A 17,390-nucleotide genomic window follows, 5' to 3' on the forward strand; every position below is an offset into this window, starting at 1 on the left:
ACCACACCCCGATCTTCACCACGCTATCCTCCCGCGGCTCGCCATAACGAAACCACTGCCCACGCCGCTCGATTTCGGCATGGCTGATGGTGGTCCGCCGCTTCAAGCCCCTTAGCCATTCGAACAAGTAGCCCTGGTGCGTCTCGCGCACATCCGCATAGGCCGGATCCGCGCCCAGGTCGTGCAATTCCTGCGGGTCATTGAGCAGGTCGAACAGCTGCGCGCGAAAGCCGTCATAGGCCAGGTACTTCCAGCGCTCGCTGCGCACCATGGTCATCCGGCAACGGTCGATTGGCTGGCCCAGGCGCTCACGGGCCGGGGCCTGGAAGGCGTAGTCGTATTCGGCGATGGCATAGCTGCGCCAGGTGCTGGCCGTGCCATGCAATAGCGGAATCAGCGAGCGCCCCTCCAGCCGATGCTCCGCACCCGGCAGCCCCAGCGCTTCGAGAAAGGTCGGCAACGCATCGATGGTCTCCACCAAGCGCTCATCCACCGTGCCCCGGCTGACATCGGCCGCCGCGCGCGGATCACGCACGATCAGTGGCACACCCACCGCCGGCTCGAGGAGAAACTCCTTTTCGCCCAGGCCGTGGTCGCCGAGGAAATCGCCGTGATCGCTGGTGAACACGATCAGCGTGTCATCCCAGCGCCCATTGCTTTGCAACACATCGAACAGGCGCCCGAGCTGGTCGTCGATCTGTTTGATCAGGCCCATGTAGGTGGGGATCACTTTCAGGCGTACTTCTTCGCGAGAGAAGTTGAGGCTTTCCTGATGCTGGCGGAACGCGGCATACACCGGGTGATTGTTGTCTTGCTGAACGGGTATGGCTGCCTGCACCTGGCTGGCGTTGTACAGCGCGTGGTACGGCGCGGGGGCGATGTAGGGCCAGTGCGGCTTGATGTACGACAGGTGCAGGCACCAGGGCTGCTCGCCCTGGGCCTGGATGAAGTCGATGGCGCGGTCGGTGGTATAGACCGTCTCCGAATGCTGCTCGGGCAGGCGCGTGGGCAGGTCGGCGTTGCGCATGTGCCAGCCGCTGAGGATTTTGCCGTCGTCGCCCTCGGCGGCATTGGCCCAGCTGTGCCAGGGGTTGTCGCCGGTAAAGCCATGGTCGCGCAGGTAGCGGGTGTAGGGCGCGCTTTCGCGTTTGTCGGCGAACAGCGAATCGTCGGGGAAGATCCCGTCGTGACGGGCAACGGGCTCGAAACCCACCTCGTTGAGTTGTTCGGCCATGCTCCCGAGCGGGTCGATGGCCAGTTGTTGCAAGGCTTCCTGGTTCGGCGTGGCGTGGGTCTTGCCCACCAGCGCGGTGCGGATCCCGGCCGGACGCAGGTAATCGCCCAGGGTCAGTTCCTCCAACGGCAGCGGCACAGCGTTCCAGGCGACCTGATGGCTGCTGACATAGCGCCCGGTGTAGGCCGACATTCGCGACGGCCCGCAGATGGTGCCCTGGGTATAGGCGCGGCTGAAGCGCACCCCGGCGGCGGCCAGGCGGTCGATGTTCGGCGTGTGCAAGTGGCGGTGGCCGTAGCACGAGAGGTAATCGCGACGCAGTTGGTCGCACATGATGTACAGCACGTTGCGCACGGCAGTGGGGTGGGGCATGGCAGTCACCTGAGCGAATTTCAGCTGACTGTTTTCGCCGCCCGAGGCACGCATCACAAGCGCATTTGGCGAATGCTGGCGATGCGTGCCGCGCAATGGCTCAGATCGCCAGCTGCTCCAGGTTGCAGGTGTCCAGGGCGCGGTCGGCCTGATCGGTGAGGATGATCTGCTCGATCATTGCCTCGGCCAGCGGCGACAGGCGCAGGCGTGCCTGGCTGACGATGCCATAGCGGGTGTAGAGCTCCTCGCAGTCGTCACCCAGGCCGTCGATGTTCAGCCGTACCAGCTTGCCATTCGCGTTGTGCAGGGCGTCGCTGTACGAACCGCAGATGCCGATCGCATCGGAGTTGAGCACGACGCCAAGCAGGCTGTAACTGTTCTCGCACTCGACGTTGGCGACGAAATCCGGGCGACCGCTCAGGTCGGCGATCACCTTGCGCAGGTTTGGCGGACGCAAGGTAACGGCCAGTGGGTACTGCAACAGCTGCTCGGCGCTGACGCCGGGCTGCGCCGCCAGCGGATGCCCGGCTCGGCAGCAGAAGTGCCAGCGCCGTGGGCGCAAGCGCAGGGTCTGGTACTGCGGATCGGCTTCGAAGTGGCGGGTGTCGGCAACGAAGAATTCGAACTCCTCGGCCAGCAGGCGCTTGTTCAGGCTCTGCCAGTCATCGACCTGAAACTGCACCCGTGCCTTGGGGTAGCGGCCGATGAAGCCGCCAATCGCCCGCGGCACCAGGCCCGCTGCTGGCGCCGGGCCGCAGCCGAAACGCAGCTCGCCCGCCTCCAGGCCATTGAACTGGCTGATTTCGTTGCTCAGCTGGCGCGCGCCACCGACCAGCCGCCGCGCGTGTTCGAGCACCACCAGGCCTTGCTTGGTCGGCGGCAGCTCCTTGTGCGAGCGGTCCACCAACTGGCAGCCGGCACTGTGCTCCAGGGCCTGGATGCTGCGGCTGAAGGCCGATTGCGAGAGGTTCACCGCTGTCGCCGCGGCGACGAAGCTGCGGTGTTCGGCAAGGGCGATCAGGTGGCGGAGTTGGCGCAGGTCTATATGCATTTTTCACATAAAAAGTATCGGGCAAATGCATTTGCTCTGCCTCTGGTGCACTCCTTATAAAGGCAATCTCTTATGCGGTAAACGTATGTCGAATCATAAATAAATAACTTAAAGGAATATAAATTCCTTTGCCAGGAGCCGCCCATGAGCCTGACCCTTCGCGCTGCACCCTTGTCTTCACGGCGGCTCCAGCGCCTGCCCCTGGCCTTGCTGCTGGCCGGCAGCGCCCACTGGTTGCCGGCCCAGGCTGCAGAAACGGCAAAGCCCGAGGCCAAGGCCAGTGACAGCCAGCTCAAGACTGTCACCGTCACCGCCCGGCGCCGCGAAGAGAGCGCGCAGAGCGTGCCGACGCCGATCAGCGTGCTCGACGGCCAGGCCCTGGAAAGCCAGCGGGTCTATCGCATCCAGGACCTGCAGCAACTGGTGCCCAGCGTCAACGTCGCTTACATGCATGCGCGCCAGTCCAGCGTGTCGATTCGCGGTCTTGGCAACAACCCGGCCAGTGATGGCCTCGAAGGCAGCGTCGGCCTGTACCTGGACAACGTCTACCTCGGCCGCCCGGGCATGGCGGTGTTCGACCTCATGGACATCGAGCAACTGGAAGTGCTGCGTGGCCCGCAAGGCACGCTGTTCGGCAAGAACACCACTGCCGGGGTGATCAACATCAGCACCCGTGCGCCGAGCTTCACCCCCGAGCGCAGCATCGAAACCTCAGTGGGCGAGGATGGCTACTTCCAAACCAAGGGCACCCTGTCCGGGCCCTTGAGCGAGACCCTGGCCGGGCGCATTTCGGCCTACCGCACGCGCAACGACGGCGACATCAAGAACGAGTTCGACGGCCACACCCTCAACGGCGGTTCGCGCCAGGGCTTTCGCGGGCAGTTGCTGTACAAACCCAACGAGCAGTTCAACCTGCGCTGGATCGGCGACTACAACGAAGAAGATTCCAGCGCCGGCACCCGCCTGCTGTACAGCACCGGGCCGACCATCAATGGCGTCAACCGCTATGAAGCGCGGGCCCGGGCCGCTGGGGCGACGTTGGTCGACGGCAGCAAGCGCAAGGTCAACCTCGATGACGATCAGCAGGTCACGGTGTTCCAGGGCGGCACGTCACTGGAAGCCAACTGGACCCTGGCCAACGACTTCACTCTGACCTCGGTGAGTTCCTACCGCTGGTGGGATTTCACCCCGCGCAACGACGATGGCCTCAATGTGCCGGCGGCCTACAACGCCGGGGTGTCGGTGCGCGATAAGCAATACTCGCAGGAGTTGCGCCTGGCCTCACCCAGCGGCGGCTTCTTTGACTATGTCATCGGTGCCTATTACTTCGGCTCGGATCTGGATAACAAATCCTTTGTTCATTACGGGCCCCAGGCCGATGTCTGGAATGGCACGCCAGCCGGTGCGCTGGCCAATGTCAACAGCGTCGGCAAGGGCCATATCGAGACCGACAGCTTTGCCTTGTTCGCCCAGGGTACCTGGCACCTGACCGAGCGCCTGGACTTCACCGCCGGGGTACGCGGCACCTACGAAGAGAAAAGCGCCTGGGTCGATCGTGCCGCGCCGGTTGGTGGTGCCGCTGTGGCAGGCGCTGCGGCAACCGCACGCCAGGGCCGGGTTGGCGCCTATGATTCGGGCGACCTCAACCAGTACAGCACCAGCCCTTCGGGCTTGCTCAACCTGAGTTATCGCTTCACCGATGACCTGCTCGGCTATGCCACCTTGTCCCACGGCGAGAAGTCCGGTGGCGTCAACCTGGCGGTGGGCACGGCGCCGGTGGCTGGCGCCGACTCGCTGTTGATTGGCACCGAGCGCGCCAACAATGCTGAGCTGGGCGTGAAGAGCACCCTGTGGGACCGTCGCCTGCAGCTCAACGCCAACCTGTTCTGGACCGAAGTGCACGGCTACCAGACCAACGCCTACGACGACGCCAACCGCGTGCAGTACCTGACCAACGCCGGCTCCGTGCGTTCGCGCGGGGTGGAGTTGGAAAGCACGCTGATCCCGCTGCGCGGCCTGACCCTGAACCTTAACGGCTCCTACAACGACGTTCGGTACCTGTCCTACAAGGACGCTCCGTGCGCGCCAGAAGTCGCGCTGCAACCGGGGGCACCCGCGGCCTGCGACTTGAGCGGCCACCAGGTGGTCGGCGCCTCGAAATGGATCGCCAACGCCAACGGCCAGTACCAGTGGGACCTGGACAACGGCCTGCAGCCATACGTCACCGCCAGCTACGCGTTCCGCTCCAAGGCGGTGGGCACGGTCGAAGATTCGGACTTTGCGCAGATCCCCAGCTATGCCGTGGTCAACCTGTCCACCGGCCTGCGTGGCGACCTTGGCCAGGGCCAGTGGGATGTCTCGCTGTGGCTGAAGAACGCGTTCGACAAGACCTACTACACCACCCTCTGGAGCGCGGCCAACGGCGGCTATGAAGGCCTGTTGGGCACCCCGAGAACCTTGGGTGTCACCGGCCGCTACGACTTCTGAAACGGCGTTTTGCCATGCCTTTGCCGAATATTTTTCATGCACTGCAGGCATGGCGTTTCAGGCGCTTGGCGCCAGCCCTTGAAGGGCGCGGCTTAGAGCGGTTCAGCCGTTTTGTATATGTATTTTGGTTCTATTCATAACTTTAAAAATTACTTTAAGACATAAGCAGCAGAAGTTGATGATCCACCCCAGCGAAGGCAATTGACCTGCCTTCGACGAAACGCACTCACGTCCCAGGAGTTGATCAATGGGTAATGTCCAGACCGCCGCCAGTGCTCACGATGTGCTTTGGCGCCAGACGCCGAGCGGCGAGCTGGTCGACCTCGGTCGCCCGCTGCGGTTGCCGCTGGCGCAGTTGCGCCTGCAAAGCACGCCGAAAAGCGCGCTGAGCCGTCGGGAGAAAATTCTGCTCGGGGTGTTTGCCCTGGCCTTGCACGGAGCGGTGGCCTACTGGGTCAGCCAGGCGCCGGCCCCGGTGTTGCCGGTGGTCCCGCCGGAAATTCCGCCGATGACCATCGAGTTTTCGCAACCGGCACCCCCGGCTGTCGAGCCGCCACCGCCACCACCACCGCCGACAGTGGTCGAGCCGCCGCCACCGGTGGTCGATGAACTGGCGGCCAAGCCTGCGCCGAAACCGGTCGCCAAGCCCAAGCCGAAACCCGTGCCCAAGCCGGTCCCCAAACCTGCGCCGAAGGCTGTCGAGCAACCGCCTGCGCCGCCACAACCGCCACAACCGCCAGCACCTCCCGCACCGCCGGCGCCAGCCCCGGTGACGCCGGCTTCGGCCAACGCCGGGTACCTGAAGAACCCGGCGCCGGAATACCCGTCGCTGGCCCAGCGGCGCGGTTGGGAAGGCACGGTGTTGTTGCGGGTACAGGTGCTGGCCAGCGGCAAGCCGGGAGACATCCAGATTCAGAAAAGCAGTGGCCGCCAGCAACTCGACGACGCCGCCCTGGCGGCGGTCAAGCGCTGGAGCTTCGTCCCGGCCAAGCAGGGCGACGTGGCCCAGGACGGCTGGGTCAGCGTACCCATCGACTTCAAGATCCGCTAATTCGCGCTAACAGAAGAGAGTATTGATCATGACTGTATTGGCATCCCCCCTCGAATCCATCGAAAGCGCGGTGATCTGGCTGCTGGTGGGCTTCTCCGTCGTCACCTGGGGCCTGGCCCTGGTCAAGGGCGTGCAGTTCGTGCGCCTGAAGAATCAGGACAAACGTTTCCACAAACAATTCTGGGCTGCCTCAAGCCTGGATTCAGCCGCCGAACTCAGCCATGCGCAACCGGGCGCCGCCGCCCGTGTCGCCCAGGCCGGTTATGCCGCCATTGCCGTCGGTGAACCCGGCCAGCAGGCCAGCGACCTGAGCCAGGCGATCAACCATCAGGACCGCCTCGAACGTGCCCTGCGCCAGCAGATCGTGCGGGAGCGCCGTTCGCTGGAAACCGGCCTGGCGGTAGTCGCCAGTATCGGCAGCACCTCGCCCTTCATCGGCCTGTTCGGTACCGTCTGGGGGATCATGGAAGCCCTCAAGGGCATCAGCGCCGCAGGCTCGGCGAGCCTGGAAACCGTGGCCGGGCCGATCGGTGCGGCGCTGGTCGCCACCGGTGTGGGTATCGCTGTCGCAGTACCGGCGGTGCTGGTCTACAACTACTTCCTGCGCCGCCTGAAGCTGACCGCCGCCGACCTCGATGACTTTGCCCACGATTTCTATAGCCTGGCGCAGAAGAGCGCGTTCCGGGTGCTGGTGCACCCCACCGCCTACAAGGCCGTCGCTGGCCAGAACACCCAGAAAGTGAAGGAGGCGTCCTGATATGGCCTTCTCGACCCAGGACAGTGATGAAGTACTCAGTGAGATCAACGTAACGCCGCTGGTGGATGTGATGCTGGTGCTGCTGGTGGTGTTCATCGTCACCGCGCCACTGCTGACCAACGCCATCCCCATCAACCTGCCCAAGACCGAGGCCGTGGCCCCGGTGGAGCAGAAGGACCCGCTGGTGGTCAGCATCGACGGTGGCGGCAAGCTGTTCATCAACAAGGACCAGATCCAGCCGGATCTGCTGGAAACCAACCTGCAGGCGGCCAAGGCCAAGGACCCGGAGCTGCGCGTGCAGCTGCAGGCCGACGATGGCGTGAACTATGGGGAAGTGGCGCGGGCCATGGCCTCGATCGAACGTGCGGGTATCACCAAGCTGTCGGTGATCACCGCCCGCTGAGCAACATCTCTCAGGCAATGCTTCAGGGGCCAGTCCTTCGGCAGGGGGTGGCCCCTTTTTTTATCGCCCCTGCAGGAGCGGGCTTGCCCCGCGATGAGGTCGGTCCTGATTCGATATTTGGTTATTAATAAATAGCTTCTTATTCCTTTACGAATATAACCACCCCCCTATACTTGGCCTCATGCACGCAAACGCAGCAGGAGGAGCCCCATGCGCAACGAGTCGATCCGTTACCTGATTGTGCCGGGCTGGCAAGGTTCGCCAGACGATCATTGGCAAACTCACTGGCAGCAGGTGTTGCCCAACAGCGCCCGGGTCGAGCAAGCCGACTGGTTGACCCCACAGCGCGAGGACTGGGTGGCCGCACTCGAGCATGCCGTGGCCGCGGATGAATCGCCGGTGATCCTTATCGCCCACAGCCTGGGGTGCATCACTGTTGCCCATTGGGCGGCGCAGGCCAGCGCGACCCTGTTGCGCCGCATACGGGGTGCCTTGCTGGTGGCCCCGGCGGACGTCGAACGCCCGACCTGTGCACCAGCCCTGCGTAACTTCGCACCGATTCCGCAACTGCTGCTGCCATTTCCCAGCCAGGTGGTCAGCTCTGATAACGACCCGGCCGTGAGCGCCCCGCGGGCCATGCAGCTGGCCCGTGCCTGGGGCGCCGAGACCGGCTTTCTGGCCGGTGCCGGGCATATCAACGTCAAGTCCGGGCACCGTCGCTGGGAGCAGGGTTTCGCTTACCTGTATCGCCTGCAGAACCGCTTGGAACAGCACGCCCTACGCCGCGCCTGACCTTCCGGCGCTGACCCTTCGCCTTGATTCGAACGCCCGGCCGGAAAGCGCCAAGGGCGGGAGTTTGCCATGAGTAATCACGACACCTTCGGCCAGCCTTTGCTGACGTTTCCCGAACTGGACAAGAGCCCGTTGAGCATTCGCGCCAAGGCGCTGGTGTTCGTCGACCCGCGCTCGCGGCAACTGCGCGAGGAGCTTGAGCTGCTCGCGCCCTTGGCCCTGCCGGTGCTGATCCGCGGCGAGACCGGAACCGGCAAGGAGCTACTGGCCCGGCAGATTCATCGCGCCAGTGATCGCGGTGGGCTATTTGTTTCGGTCAATTGCGCGGCGATCAGCCCGACCTATGCCGACGCCGAGCTGTTCGGTTACAGCGCCGGTGCCCACAGCGGTGCGGCCAGCAGTCGGGCGGGCTGGTTTGGTTCGGCCAACGGCGGGACCCTGTACCTGGACGAAATCGCCGACTTGCCGCTGCCGATCCAGACCAAGCTGCTCTCGGCGCTGGAGAATCGCGAAGTCACCCGCGTCGGTGCCCAGCAACCGAACCCGGTGGACGTGCGCCTGGTCGCCGCGTCGAGCATTGACCTGGCGGAGGCGGTGAGTGCCGGTAAGTTTCATGAGCGCCTTTATCATTACCTGCGCGAAGGCCAGCTGGAGCTGCCGGCTTTGCGCGAACGGGTCGGCGATATCCTGCCGCTGGCCGAGTATTTCGTCGGCATCTACAGCCCGCGCCTGAACCTGCCGGTGCCCTTGATCAGCGAAGCGGCGCAGCGGCTGCTCGAGTTGCACAGCTGGCCGGGCAATACCCGCGAACTTGAGAACGTCATTCACTATGCCCTGCTGGTCAGCAGCGGTGAAGAAATTCTCCCCCAGCACCTGAACCTGCCGACACCGTTGAGCGCTCTGGCCCGCCAGCTGGAGCAGTTGCTGAGCCTTGGCGAGCCGGGTGAACGCAGTGCGCTGCAACAACTGCTGGAAGCGGCCCTGTTGCGCCTGGCGCAACCAGGCGCCTGAACCCATGCAAGGGGTGCATGACGGTGCCTGTTAGAAATGGAATAAGAAGCGAAATAAAAGATATTGTTCTGGCATAAAAAATCTAGGTATTGTCCGCCTCAAGCCAGCTAGCAACGTACTGGCAACCCTCACCTTCGCCGTCGCCCGATGGCCGTGTATTCGAATAAGGACTGCGCATGAAAAAGGCTCTGTTGTTGACTGCTCTGGCGGCCGCTCTGTCGGTTGCAGGTTTTGCCCAGGCGGGCGAGAAGCTGGTAGTTGCCGCTACCCCGGTACCGCACGCGGAAATCCTCGAGCTGATCAAGCCGACCCTGGCCAAGGAAGGTGTGGACCTGGAGATCAAGGTCTTCACCGACTATGTGCAGCCTAACGTGCAGGTCGACCAGAAGCGTCTGGACGCCAACTACTTCCAGACCCTGCCGTACCTGAAGAACTTCAACGAAGGCAAAGGCACCCACCTGGAAACCGTGATCGGCGTGCACGTCGAACCGTTCGGCGGCTACTCGAAGAAGGTCACCAAGCTGAGCGATCTGAAGGACGGCGCTACCGTTGCCATCCCTAACGAAGGCAGCAACAGCGGTCGTGCCCTGCTGCTGTTGCAGAAGGCTGGCCTGATCACCCTGAAAGACCCGAAGAACGCCCTGGCGACCCCGAAAGACATTGCCCAGAACCCGAAGAAACTGAAATTCCGCGAGCTTGAGTCGGCCATGCTGCCGCGTGTGCTGGATCAGGTCGACCTAGACATGATCAACACCAACTACGCCCTGGAAGCCGGCCTGAACCCGGCCAAGGACGCCCTGGTGATCGAAGGTGCCGACTCGCCGTACGTGAACTTCCTGGTCGCCCGTCCGGACAACAAGGACAGCGCCGCCATCCAGAAGCTGGCCAAGGCCCTGACCAGCCCTGAAGTGAAGACCTTCATCGAGAAGAAATACAGCGGCGCGGTACTGCCGGCGTTCTGATCCGCGGCAGCACCTTTAGTACCCTGATAACGCCGACGCCGGCTCTGCTGCGTCGGCGTTTTCGTGTGTGCCTCAGTTGCGGGTTTGCACCGCGCGCAACAAGGCGCTGAGCAGTTTCAACAGGTCTTGGGGATCGTGGTTCGCTTGGCTGTTCATTGTTGTTGTCTTCCTTGAAAGGGAGGGAAGTGACAGCGCTTGGATAGCATTTGCAGCGAAAAGATCCCGCCACCGCCAAGGATTTCGCAGGTTAGCTGTTTGGGTGATATCAATATGCAATAAAGGTATTTAAATAAATATTTTTATACCTTTAGAGTCTACCTATTGTGCTTACCCGCACTGACAACCCCTGTTTAGAGCCGCCCGTTTACCCTCGGGCCGGTCCGAGATCCTGTCCATGACGCATCGTCACTGTCTGCCGAGGCTTACTCCATGAGCTTCGACTTCGCTTTTATCCTTAGCACATTGCCAGCGTTTCTCAAGGCGGTGGGCGTCACCCTGCAAGTCGGCCTGATCGCCATCGGCACTTCGCTGCTGGTGGCGCTGGTCAACGCGGCGATCCTGGTTTACCGCACGCCGTACCTGCAGCGCCTGGTAAAGCTCTATGTGGAGCTGGCGCGCAACACGCCGCTGCTGATCCAGCTCTTCTTCGTCTACTTCGCCTTGCCGGAACTGGGCTTGAAGATTTCCGGTTTTGCTGCGGCGCTCATCACCATGACCTTCCTCGGCGGCGCCTACCTGACCGAGGTGCTGCGCGCAGGCGTCGAGGCGGTGCCGGTGGCGCAACTGGAGTCGGGGCGCTCCATCGGCCTGTCGGAAGGCCAGTTGCTGCGCCATGTGATCCTGCCCCAGGCGGGGATCCTCAGCCTGCCGGCGCTGTTCGCCAATTTCATCTTTTTGCTCAAGGAAACCACCGTGGTGTCGGCGGTGGCGGTGCCGGAGATTCTCTACACCACCAAGAGCTATATCGCCCTGTACTACAAGACCTACGAGATGCTTGCGGTGCTGACGCTGATCTGCGTGCTGCTGTTCCTGCCATTGTCGCTGCTGCTTAGCCGCCTGGAACGGAGGCTGCAGCATGGCCAGTTCGGGTCTTGAGTTGTTGCTGGTGTCCTTGCCGCAACTGGGCAAGGGGGCCGCGCAAACCCTGGCAATTTCGGCGCTGAGCATCCTCTTCGCCACTCTCGGCGGCGTGCTCTACGGCGTGTTGGCGACCCTGGGCAAACGCAGTGTGAATGTGCTGCTGCGCATCTACCTGGAGCTGTTCCGGGCGATCCCGGTGCTGGTCTGGCTGTACCTGCTGTTTTTCGGCCTGCCGATTTTCTTTGCCTTGAGTATTCCGAGCTTCTGGTGTGCGGTGCTGGTGCTGTCGTTGTGGGGCGCCAGCGAAGTGGGCGAAGTGGTGCGTGGCGCGCTGCAGTCGTTGCCACGCGGGCAGCGCGAAGCGGGCCTGTCGATTGGCCTTTCCGGGTTGCAACTGTATGGCTACGTATTGCTGCCCCAGGCGCTCAAGCGCATGACCCCGCCGACCATCAACATCTACACGCGAATCATCAAGACCAGTTCGCTGGCGGTGCTGATCGGCGTGGTCGACGTGATCAAGGTCGGCCAGCAGATCATCGAGCGCACCTACGAGTCGGTGCTGATCTACGGCGTACTGTTCCTGTTTTTCTTCTTTATCTGCTACCCGCTGTCAGCCGCCTCGCGCGCGCTGGAGCGCCGCTGGACACACGCATGAGCGCACTGATCGAGTTCAAGGGCTTCAACAAATTCTTCGGCGCACAGCAGGTGCTCGACCACGTCGACCTGCAGGTACGCAGCGGCGAAGTGGTGGTGATCCTCGGCCCCAGCGGCTGCGGCAAGAGCACCCTGCTGCGTTGCCTCAATGGCCTGGAAACGGCCCACAGCGGCAGCCTGCGCCTGGCCGGTAAAGAATTGCTGGGGGCCGGCACCGACTGGCGCCAGGTACGCCAGCAGGTCGGCATGGTGTTTCAGAGTTATCACCTGTTCGGCCATATGAGCGTGATCGACAACCTGCTGCTTGGCCCGCTCAAGGTGCAAAAGCGCGAGCGCCGAGAAGCCCAGGCCCACGCTGAAGCCCTGCTGGCCAGGGTCGGCTTGCTGGACAAGCGCGACGCCTTCCCGCGCCAGCTTTCCGGTGGCCAGCAGCAACGCATCGCCATCGTTCGTTCGCTGTGCATGAACCCGCAAGTGATGCTGTTCGACGAAGTCACCGCCGCGCTCGACCCGGAAATGGTCAAGGAAGTGCTGCAGGTGATTCAGGGCCTGGCCCAGGGCGGCATGACCCTGCTCATCGTTACCCATGAAATGGCCTTCGCTCGTGCGGTGGCCGACCGTATCGTGTTCATGGAGGCCGGCAGGATCCTTGAACAACGCGACCCCGAGAGCTTCTTTACGAACCCGCAGAGCGCACGCGCGCAGCAGTTTCTGGAGAAATTCTCCTTTGTTGAAAGCCTGCCCAAAACTCCCGCAAAGGAACTGTCATGAAAACTGCCAAGACTTCGAAACTGCTGTTGTCGGTACTCGGCCTGGCCTTGCTGGCCGGTTGCAACAAGGCTGAAGAACCGGGCAAACCGGCCGCCGGTGGCGCCGCCCCGGCCACCAGCTACCTGGAAACCATCAAGGCCCGCGACAAGCTGATCGTCGGCGTATTCACCGACAAGCCGCCGTTCGGCTTTGTCGATGAGGCCGGGCGCTATGTCGGTTTTGATACCGACATCGGCCGCCAGTTTGCCAAGGATCTGCTCGGCGACGAGAACAAGGTGGAGTTCGTTGCCGTTGAGCCAGCCAGCCGGATTCCGTTCCTGCAGAGCGACAAGGTCGACCTGATCCTGGCCAACATGACCGTCACCCCGGAACGCAAGGACGCGGTGGAGTTCACCAACCCCAACCTGCGCGTTGCCGTGCAGGCCCTGGTACCGGAAGGCAGCAGCGTGAAGAAGCTCGATGACCTGGCCGACAAGACCACCATCGTCACCACCGGCACCACCGCCGATATCTGGCTGACCAAGAACCACCCGGACTGGAAGCTGCTCAAGTTCGAGAAGAACACCGAGTCGCTGCAGGCCCTGGCCAGTGGTCGTGGTGATGCCTACGCCCAGGACAACCTGATCCTGTTCAGTTGGTCGAAGCAGAACCCGGGCTATCGCGTGCTGGAAGAAAAACTCGGCGAGGAAGCACCGATTGCACCGGCGGTGAAGAAGGGCAACATCGAGCTGCGTGATTGGGTCAACGCCGAACTGGCGCGCCTGGGTGAGCAAAAGTACCTGCTCAAACTGTATGACCAGTATGTGCGCAAGGAGCTCAGCGATGACACCAAGCCTGAGAGCGTGATTGTCGAAGGGGGTAACTGGCAGGGCTGACCATTTGGGGCTGCTGGCGCAGCCCATCGCCGGCAAGGCCGGCTCCCACAATGAACGTGTGTCCACCGGACCTGTGGGAGCTGGCGTTGCCAGCGATGCAAGGCGCAGCCTTGCTAATTCCGGGGCACCAGCTTCAAGGTGCTCTGCGCGGGAATCACCCCCATCTGCGCCTTGTGATACCGGCCCTCGATATAGTCCTTGGCCTGGTCGCCATAGTGCTTGTCGAACAATACTCCGCTTTGCCCTACCGGGTTGATGGTCAGTGCTTGCCCGGCATCGGCAAAATCGATCAGCCGCCGGGTCGACGGCCCATAGGTCACCGGCCACGGTGCCGGGCCGATCTTCGCCGACAAGTTGTTCGGCACCTCATGAGTACCCGGCGCGGCAAACGGCCCGACATTGAACAACAGGTTCAACGGCTTCTGCAGCCCTAATGGATGATTGTGGGTCAGGGTGTGGGCCTTGCCCCATTGCCAGCCCTCCGGGTCATTGCCAAGGGTCGCGCGCAGGTGCGCCAGCGTTTTGCCCCAGGCCTGCTTCACCGCCGCCTGGCGGTCACCGTGCTCGCTGCTGCCCTGTCTACCCCACCAGGGGGAAGCGGCGTCGGCCGCCAGGCGTGGCAACGCGGCATCGATGGCGCGGGTGCTGATCAATGTCCGGAACCAGGTATCGCCCAGCTCGTCATGCAGCGCCGCGTAGGCCAGGTCGTAGAGGAATTGGTTGAACAGCGTGGCGCTGACCGAGTCCACCGGGTAGTCGCCGTTCCACGCTGCCAGTTGCTCGACCAGCTCCTTCTCCTGATCGCCCTCGGCCACTTCCCGCAGCACCGCCAGCAGCGGCGCCAGGGTGCGCGGGCCGTAGTCGGTGATGGTGTCCAGTTGCAGCGCCTGGCTGTTCTGCTGGTCCCATTTGGTCTGCGGGTCGGCCAGCTGCTGGTTCAGGCGCTGGCCCCGGTCGGCCAGGTTGTAATAGCCCGCAATCGGCATGTTTGCCGGCGGCTGGAAGTTGGCCGAAACGATGTAGCCGCTGGCCGGGTTCTCCGCCTGCGGGTTGGCGCTGAAGGGGTAGAAACCGAGCTTGTCGGCCTGGGGCGTGCTGCCGTCGAGGATGAAGCCCGGGTTGACGCCGGCGGGGCGAATCGGCAATTGCGCCGCCGCCCACCAGCCGATATCGCCACGGGCATTGGCCCAGACCAGGTTGAGCCCGGGCGCCTGGATTTTTGCCGCCGCAGCGCGCATCTTGGCCAGGGTGTCGGCGCGGTTGACCTGGTAGAAACCCTCGAGGATCGGGTTCTCGGTTTCCAGGAACGCCCACCACACGGCAATCGGCGTCGGCCCCGCGGTATCGCCCAGCACCGAGTTAACGATCGGCCCGTGGGGCGAACGGCGCAGGGTGATGTTCACCGGCGCCTCGTTCTTCACCGCGATCTGTGCCTGGGTCTGGGTCAGGGTCTGCCACTGGCCGTTGATCTTCACCTGTTCGGGGTTGTCGGGGTTGACCTGTTCGGCGATCAGGTCGACGTCATCGTTCTGGAACATGGTCAGGCTCCAGCCGAAGTCGCGGTTGTGGCCCAGCGATGCGAAGGGGTTCAGCGCCTGGTGATAGCCGTAGAGGTTGAAGCCGGGCGCGCTCAGTTCCGCCTCGTACCACACCGACGGCACGGCAAAGCTGATATGCGGATCGCCGGCCAGCAGCGGCTTGCCACTGCGGGTGCGGCTGCCGGAAAGCGCCCAGGCGTTGCTGCCTTCGTACTGGGGAATGCCGGCCTCGCTCAGGGCTTGCTGGCTGCGTTGCGCCAGCTGTTGCAGGCTCTGCCAGTCGTTGGCGGCCAGGGCTGGCTTGCTGGCCAGGGCACCTTGCGGGTTCCAGTCCAGGTCGAAGATCTTCAGGTACTCGGCACCCAACTGGTCACGGATGTAGGTCAGTGCAGGTTCCGTGCGAAACGCCGCGGCAAAGCTGTAGGCCATGTAGCCGGCGATGCTCAGGGTGTCCTGCGCGGTGAAGGGGCGCGGTTTGATGCCCAGCACGTCGAACTCCATCGGCTTGGGATGGCTGTCCTGCCAGGCATTGACGCCCTCCAGGTAGGCTTGCAGGGCAAGCCAGGCCGGCGAGTGCTTGTCCTGGCGCTCGACATACAGCTCGGCCTGCTCGCGAATGCGCAGGCTGCGGAACAGGGCGTCGGTACCCACCAGCTTGCTGCCGAGGATCTCGGCCAGCTCGCCCCGCGCCAGGCGGCGGATGACCTCCATCTGGAACAGGCGATCCTGGGCGTGCACATAGCCCAGGGCGCGGTACAGGTCGGCCTCGTTCTGCGCCTGGATATGCGGCACGCCGCGGGTGTCATAGCGCACGCTGACCGGCGCTTGCAGATGGCTCAGGATGACCTCGCCCTGGCGTTGCGGCAGCTTGTCGTGCACGTACCAGTAACCGCCGCCAGCGGCCGCGGCAATGACCACGGCGAGGAAGGTCAGGCTGCGCTTCATCGTGACTCCTTGTGCTTTTAGCGGATCTTGTGCTCCGATCATCGCGGTAAAATCGGACAGAGGATAGCCCCACAGGAGGGACTGATGAATCTCAGTGAAAAGCAGAAGATGCTCAGCGGCCAGCTCTATCACGCCAGTTGCCCGCAGCTGCAGGCCGAGCAGATTGCCAACAAGCACTGGATGCAGCGTTACAACAACAGCGCCGAGCTGCTTAATGAGCAGCGCCACGGCCTGCTGGTCGAGCATTTCGGCGAGGTCGGCGACGGGGCGGTGATTCGCCCGCCGTTCTACTGCGACTACGGCTACAACATCAGCGTGGGCGCCAACGTGTTCATGAACTTCAACTGCGTGATCCTCGACGTCACCCCGGTGAGCATCGGCGATGACTGCCAGATCGGCCCGGCAGTGCAGATCTACACCGCCGACCACCCGCTGGACCCGGAGCTGCGCCGCAGCGGCCTGGAAAGCGGGCGGCCGGTGAAGATCGGCAACAACGTCTGGATCGGCGGCGGCGCGATCATTCTGCCGGGGGTGACGGTGGGTGATAACGCCGTGATCGGTGCCGGTAGTGTGGTGACTCGCGATGTACCGGCTGGCGCCACCGTGGTGGGCAATCCTGCGCGAGTGCGCTAGGGCTGCCAGGGGCAGTAGCAGCCTACCGCCATGGTGTGGGTGGCGTTGACTGCCCGGCCCTGGCTCAGGGCCAGCAGGATCGGTTCGATGAAGCTGTTGCTTGAGTTGCAGGTCGCGCCTTCGCTGTAAGGGCCGAAGTAGGCCAACTGGCCGTTGCGGTCCCAGATCGCCACGCCCGGGGTGGCCGGCAGGTGTTCGGCGCCGGGCAGCGCGCTCAGCGGTTTAAGCGCGCTCAGGGTGGCGGGCAGTTGGCCGCGGGTCCCGGGTTTTTGCACCACATAGAACTCGACGCCCTGGGGGCCGAAGTGCTCGATCAATTCAGCCAGGTGCTGTTGGTTGCCGACGTTGCACGGGCAGGCCGGGTCCCAGAAGTGCACCAGGCGGATCGGCCCGGGGCCGGCAAGGCTCGTCGGCAGTTGCAGGCGGTCGCCGGAAAACAGCGCGGTCTGGTTGTCGAAGGTGCGCAGGTAGCGGCTCTGGAAGCTGTCGTAGGCCCACCACAGGCCAGCGCCGCAGAGCGCGACGAGTAACAGGCCAAGCAGGGTTTTGGCGGGCGAGCGGGGCATGTGGGCAATGTCCGAAAAAAGTCGCCTAGCTTGCCATGCTGGCGGCGACAGATGAATATCACAGGTCAATAACCCGCTTTTGCGTCTGGAAATCTTTTATGCCCGCGTCATTTCAGCCCGACTCCCTACGTGCCAGCCTGTCTTCCCTGGCGGCGCGGCAGCCACTGTCGACGCAGGCCCAGGCCTATCAGCGCTTTTATGGCTTTTA

At 63.3% G+C, this 17,390-nt stretch carries 16 protein-coding genes and 1 pseudogene; 13 read left to right on the forward strand and 4 right to left on the reverse strand.

All coding sequences use genetic code 11. The features are described from left to right. Together UW3_RS26740 and UW3_RS0109325 are read right to left on the reverse strand one after the other, a co-directional pair. Positions 1-1,606: alkaline phosphatase family protein (locus UW3_RS26740; protein ID WP_036995478.1), on the reverse strand; the 1,606-nt coding region annotated here is incomplete at its 3' end. Positions 1,607-1,706: 100 nt separating this feature from the next. After that, positions 1,707-2,657 carry a LysR family transcriptional regulator gene (locus tag UW3_RS0109325; protein ID WP_010222102.1) on the reverse strand — a complete coding sequence of 317 codons (951 nt, stop codon included), beginning with the start codon at positions 2,655-2,657 and terminating at the stop codon, positions 1,707-1,709. A 144-nt stretch (positions 2,658-2,801) separates the two neighbouring features. Here UW3_RS0109325 and UW3_RS0109330 point away from each other — a divergent pair, with 144 nt between their 5' ends. The 11 genes from UW3_RS0109330 (at position 2,802) to UW3_RS0109385 (ending at position 13,500) form a co-directional block, all read left to right on the forward strand. Beyond that, positions 2,802-5,144: a TonB-dependent receptor gene (locus tag UW3_RS0109330; RefSeq protein ID WP_010222103.1), complete on the forward strand. Its 2,343-nt coding sequence runs from the start codon at positions 2,802-2,804 to the stop codon at positions 5,142-5,144. A gap of 247 nt (positions 5,145-5,391) precedes the next feature. Continuing rightward, on the forward strand, positions 5,392-6,195 hold the full coding sequence (locus UW3_RS0109335; protein WP_010222104.1) for an energy transducer TonB: 804 nt from the start codon (positions 5,392-5,394) through the stop codon (positions 6,193-6,195). Between the two features lie 28 nt (positions 6,196-6,223). Then, entirely contained in the window at positions 6,224-6,952 is a 729-nt protein-coding gene (locus UW3_RS0109340) for a MotA/TolQ/ExbB proton channel family protein (protein WP_010222105.1), read from the forward strand. A 1-nt stretch (position 6,953) separates the two neighbouring features. Continuing rightward, the gene (locus UW3_RS0109345) at positions 6,954-7,355 is read left to right on the forward strand and encodes an ExbD/TolR family protein (RefSeq protein WP_010222106.1); all 402 of its coding nucleotides are present in this window, start codon (positions 6,954-6,956) and stop codon (positions 7,353-7,355) included. Positions 7,356-7,565: 210 nt separating this feature from the next. Beyond that, the gene (locus UW3_RS0109350) at positions 7,566-8,147 is read left to right on the forward strand and encodes an alpha/beta hydrolase (RefSeq protein ID WP_010222107.1); all 582 of its coding nucleotides are present in this window, start codon (positions 7,566-7,568) and stop codon (positions 8,145-8,147) included. A 69-nt stretch (positions 8,148-8,216) separates the two neighbouring features. Beyond that, positions 8,217-9,158, forward strand: a complete 942-nt coding sequence (locus tag UW3_RS0109355) for a sigma 54-interacting transcriptional regulator (protein ID WP_010222108.1) — start codon at positions 8,217-8,219, stop codon at positions 9,156-9,158. A 176-nt stretch (positions 9,159-9,334) separates the two neighbouring features. Beyond that, positions 9,335-10,120 (forward strand): MetQ/NlpA family ABC transporter substrate-binding protein, encoded by a 786-nt coding sequence (locus UW3_RS0109360; protein ID WP_010222109.1) that lies wholly within the window; start codon positions 9,335-9,337, stop codon positions 10,118-10,120. A 429-nt stretch (positions 10,121-10,549) separates the two neighbouring features. After that, entirely contained in the window at positions 10,550-11,215 is a 666-nt protein-coding gene (locus UW3_RS0109370; RefSeq protein WP_010222110.1) for an amino acid ABC transporter permease, read from the forward strand. Then, entirely contained in the window at positions 11,196-11,855 is a 660-nt protein-coding gene (locus UW3_RS0109375; RefSeq protein ID WP_010222111.1) for an amino acid ABC transporter permease, read from the forward strand. The genes UW3_RS0109370 and UW3_RS0109375 overlap by 20 nt, the downstream gene beginning before the upstream one ends. After that, on the forward strand, positions 11,852-12,625 hold the full coding sequence (locus UW3_RS0109380; protein ID WP_010222112.1) for an amino acid ABC transporter ATP-binding protein: 774 nt from the start codon (positions 11,852-11,854) through the stop codon (positions 12,623-12,625). Before UW3_RS0109375 ends, UW3_RS0109380 begins: the two co-directional genes overlap by 4 nt. Continuing rightward, the gene (locus UW3_RS0109385; protein WP_010222113.1) at positions 12,622-13,500 is read left to right on the forward strand and encodes a transporter substrate-binding domain-containing protein; all 879 of its coding nucleotides are present in this window, start codon (positions 12,622-12,624) and stop codon (positions 13,498-13,500) included. The genes UW3_RS0109380 and UW3_RS0109385 overlap by 4 nt, the downstream gene beginning before the upstream one ends. Before the next feature lie 113 nt (positions 13,501-13,613). On the opposite strand, the gene UW3_RS0109390 is transcribed toward UW3_RS0109385, so the two are convergent. Beyond that, a complete protein-coding gene (locus tag UW3_RS0109390; protein ID WP_010222114.1) occupies positions 13,614-15,983 on the reverse strand; it encodes a penicillin acylase family protein in 2,370 nt (789 codons plus the stop codon). An 84-nt stretch (positions 15,984-16,067) separates the two neighbouring features. On the opposite strand from UW3_RS0109390, the gene UW3_RS0109395 reads away from it, so the two are divergent. Then, a complete protein-coding gene (locus UW3_RS0109395; RefSeq protein WP_010222115.1) occupies positions 16,068-16,616 on the forward strand; it encodes a sugar O-acetyltransferase in 549 nt (182 codons plus the stop codon). Here the strand turns inward: UW3_RS0109395 and UW3_RS0109400 are convergent. Beyond that, positions 16,613-17,182, reverse strand: coding sequence for a DUF6436 domain-containing protein (locus tag UW3_RS0109400; protein WP_010222116.1), 570 nt, complete (start codon positions 17,180-17,182; stop codon positions 16,613-16,615). The genes UW3_RS0109395 and UW3_RS0109400 overlap by 4 nt on opposite strands. A gap of 38 nt (positions 17,183-17,220) precedes the next feature. Here UW3_RS0109400 and UW3_RS30210 point away from each other — a divergent pair. Next, positions 17,221-17,390, forward strand: a pseudogene (locus tag UW3_RS30210) (phospholipase BipL); the annotation flags it as partial.

Source organism: Pseudomonas donghuensis (assembly GCF_000259195.1).
Taxonomy (GTDB): Bacteria; Pseudomonadota; Gammaproteobacteria; order Pseudomonadales; family Pseudomonadaceae; genus Aquipseudomonas; species Aquipseudomonas donghuensis.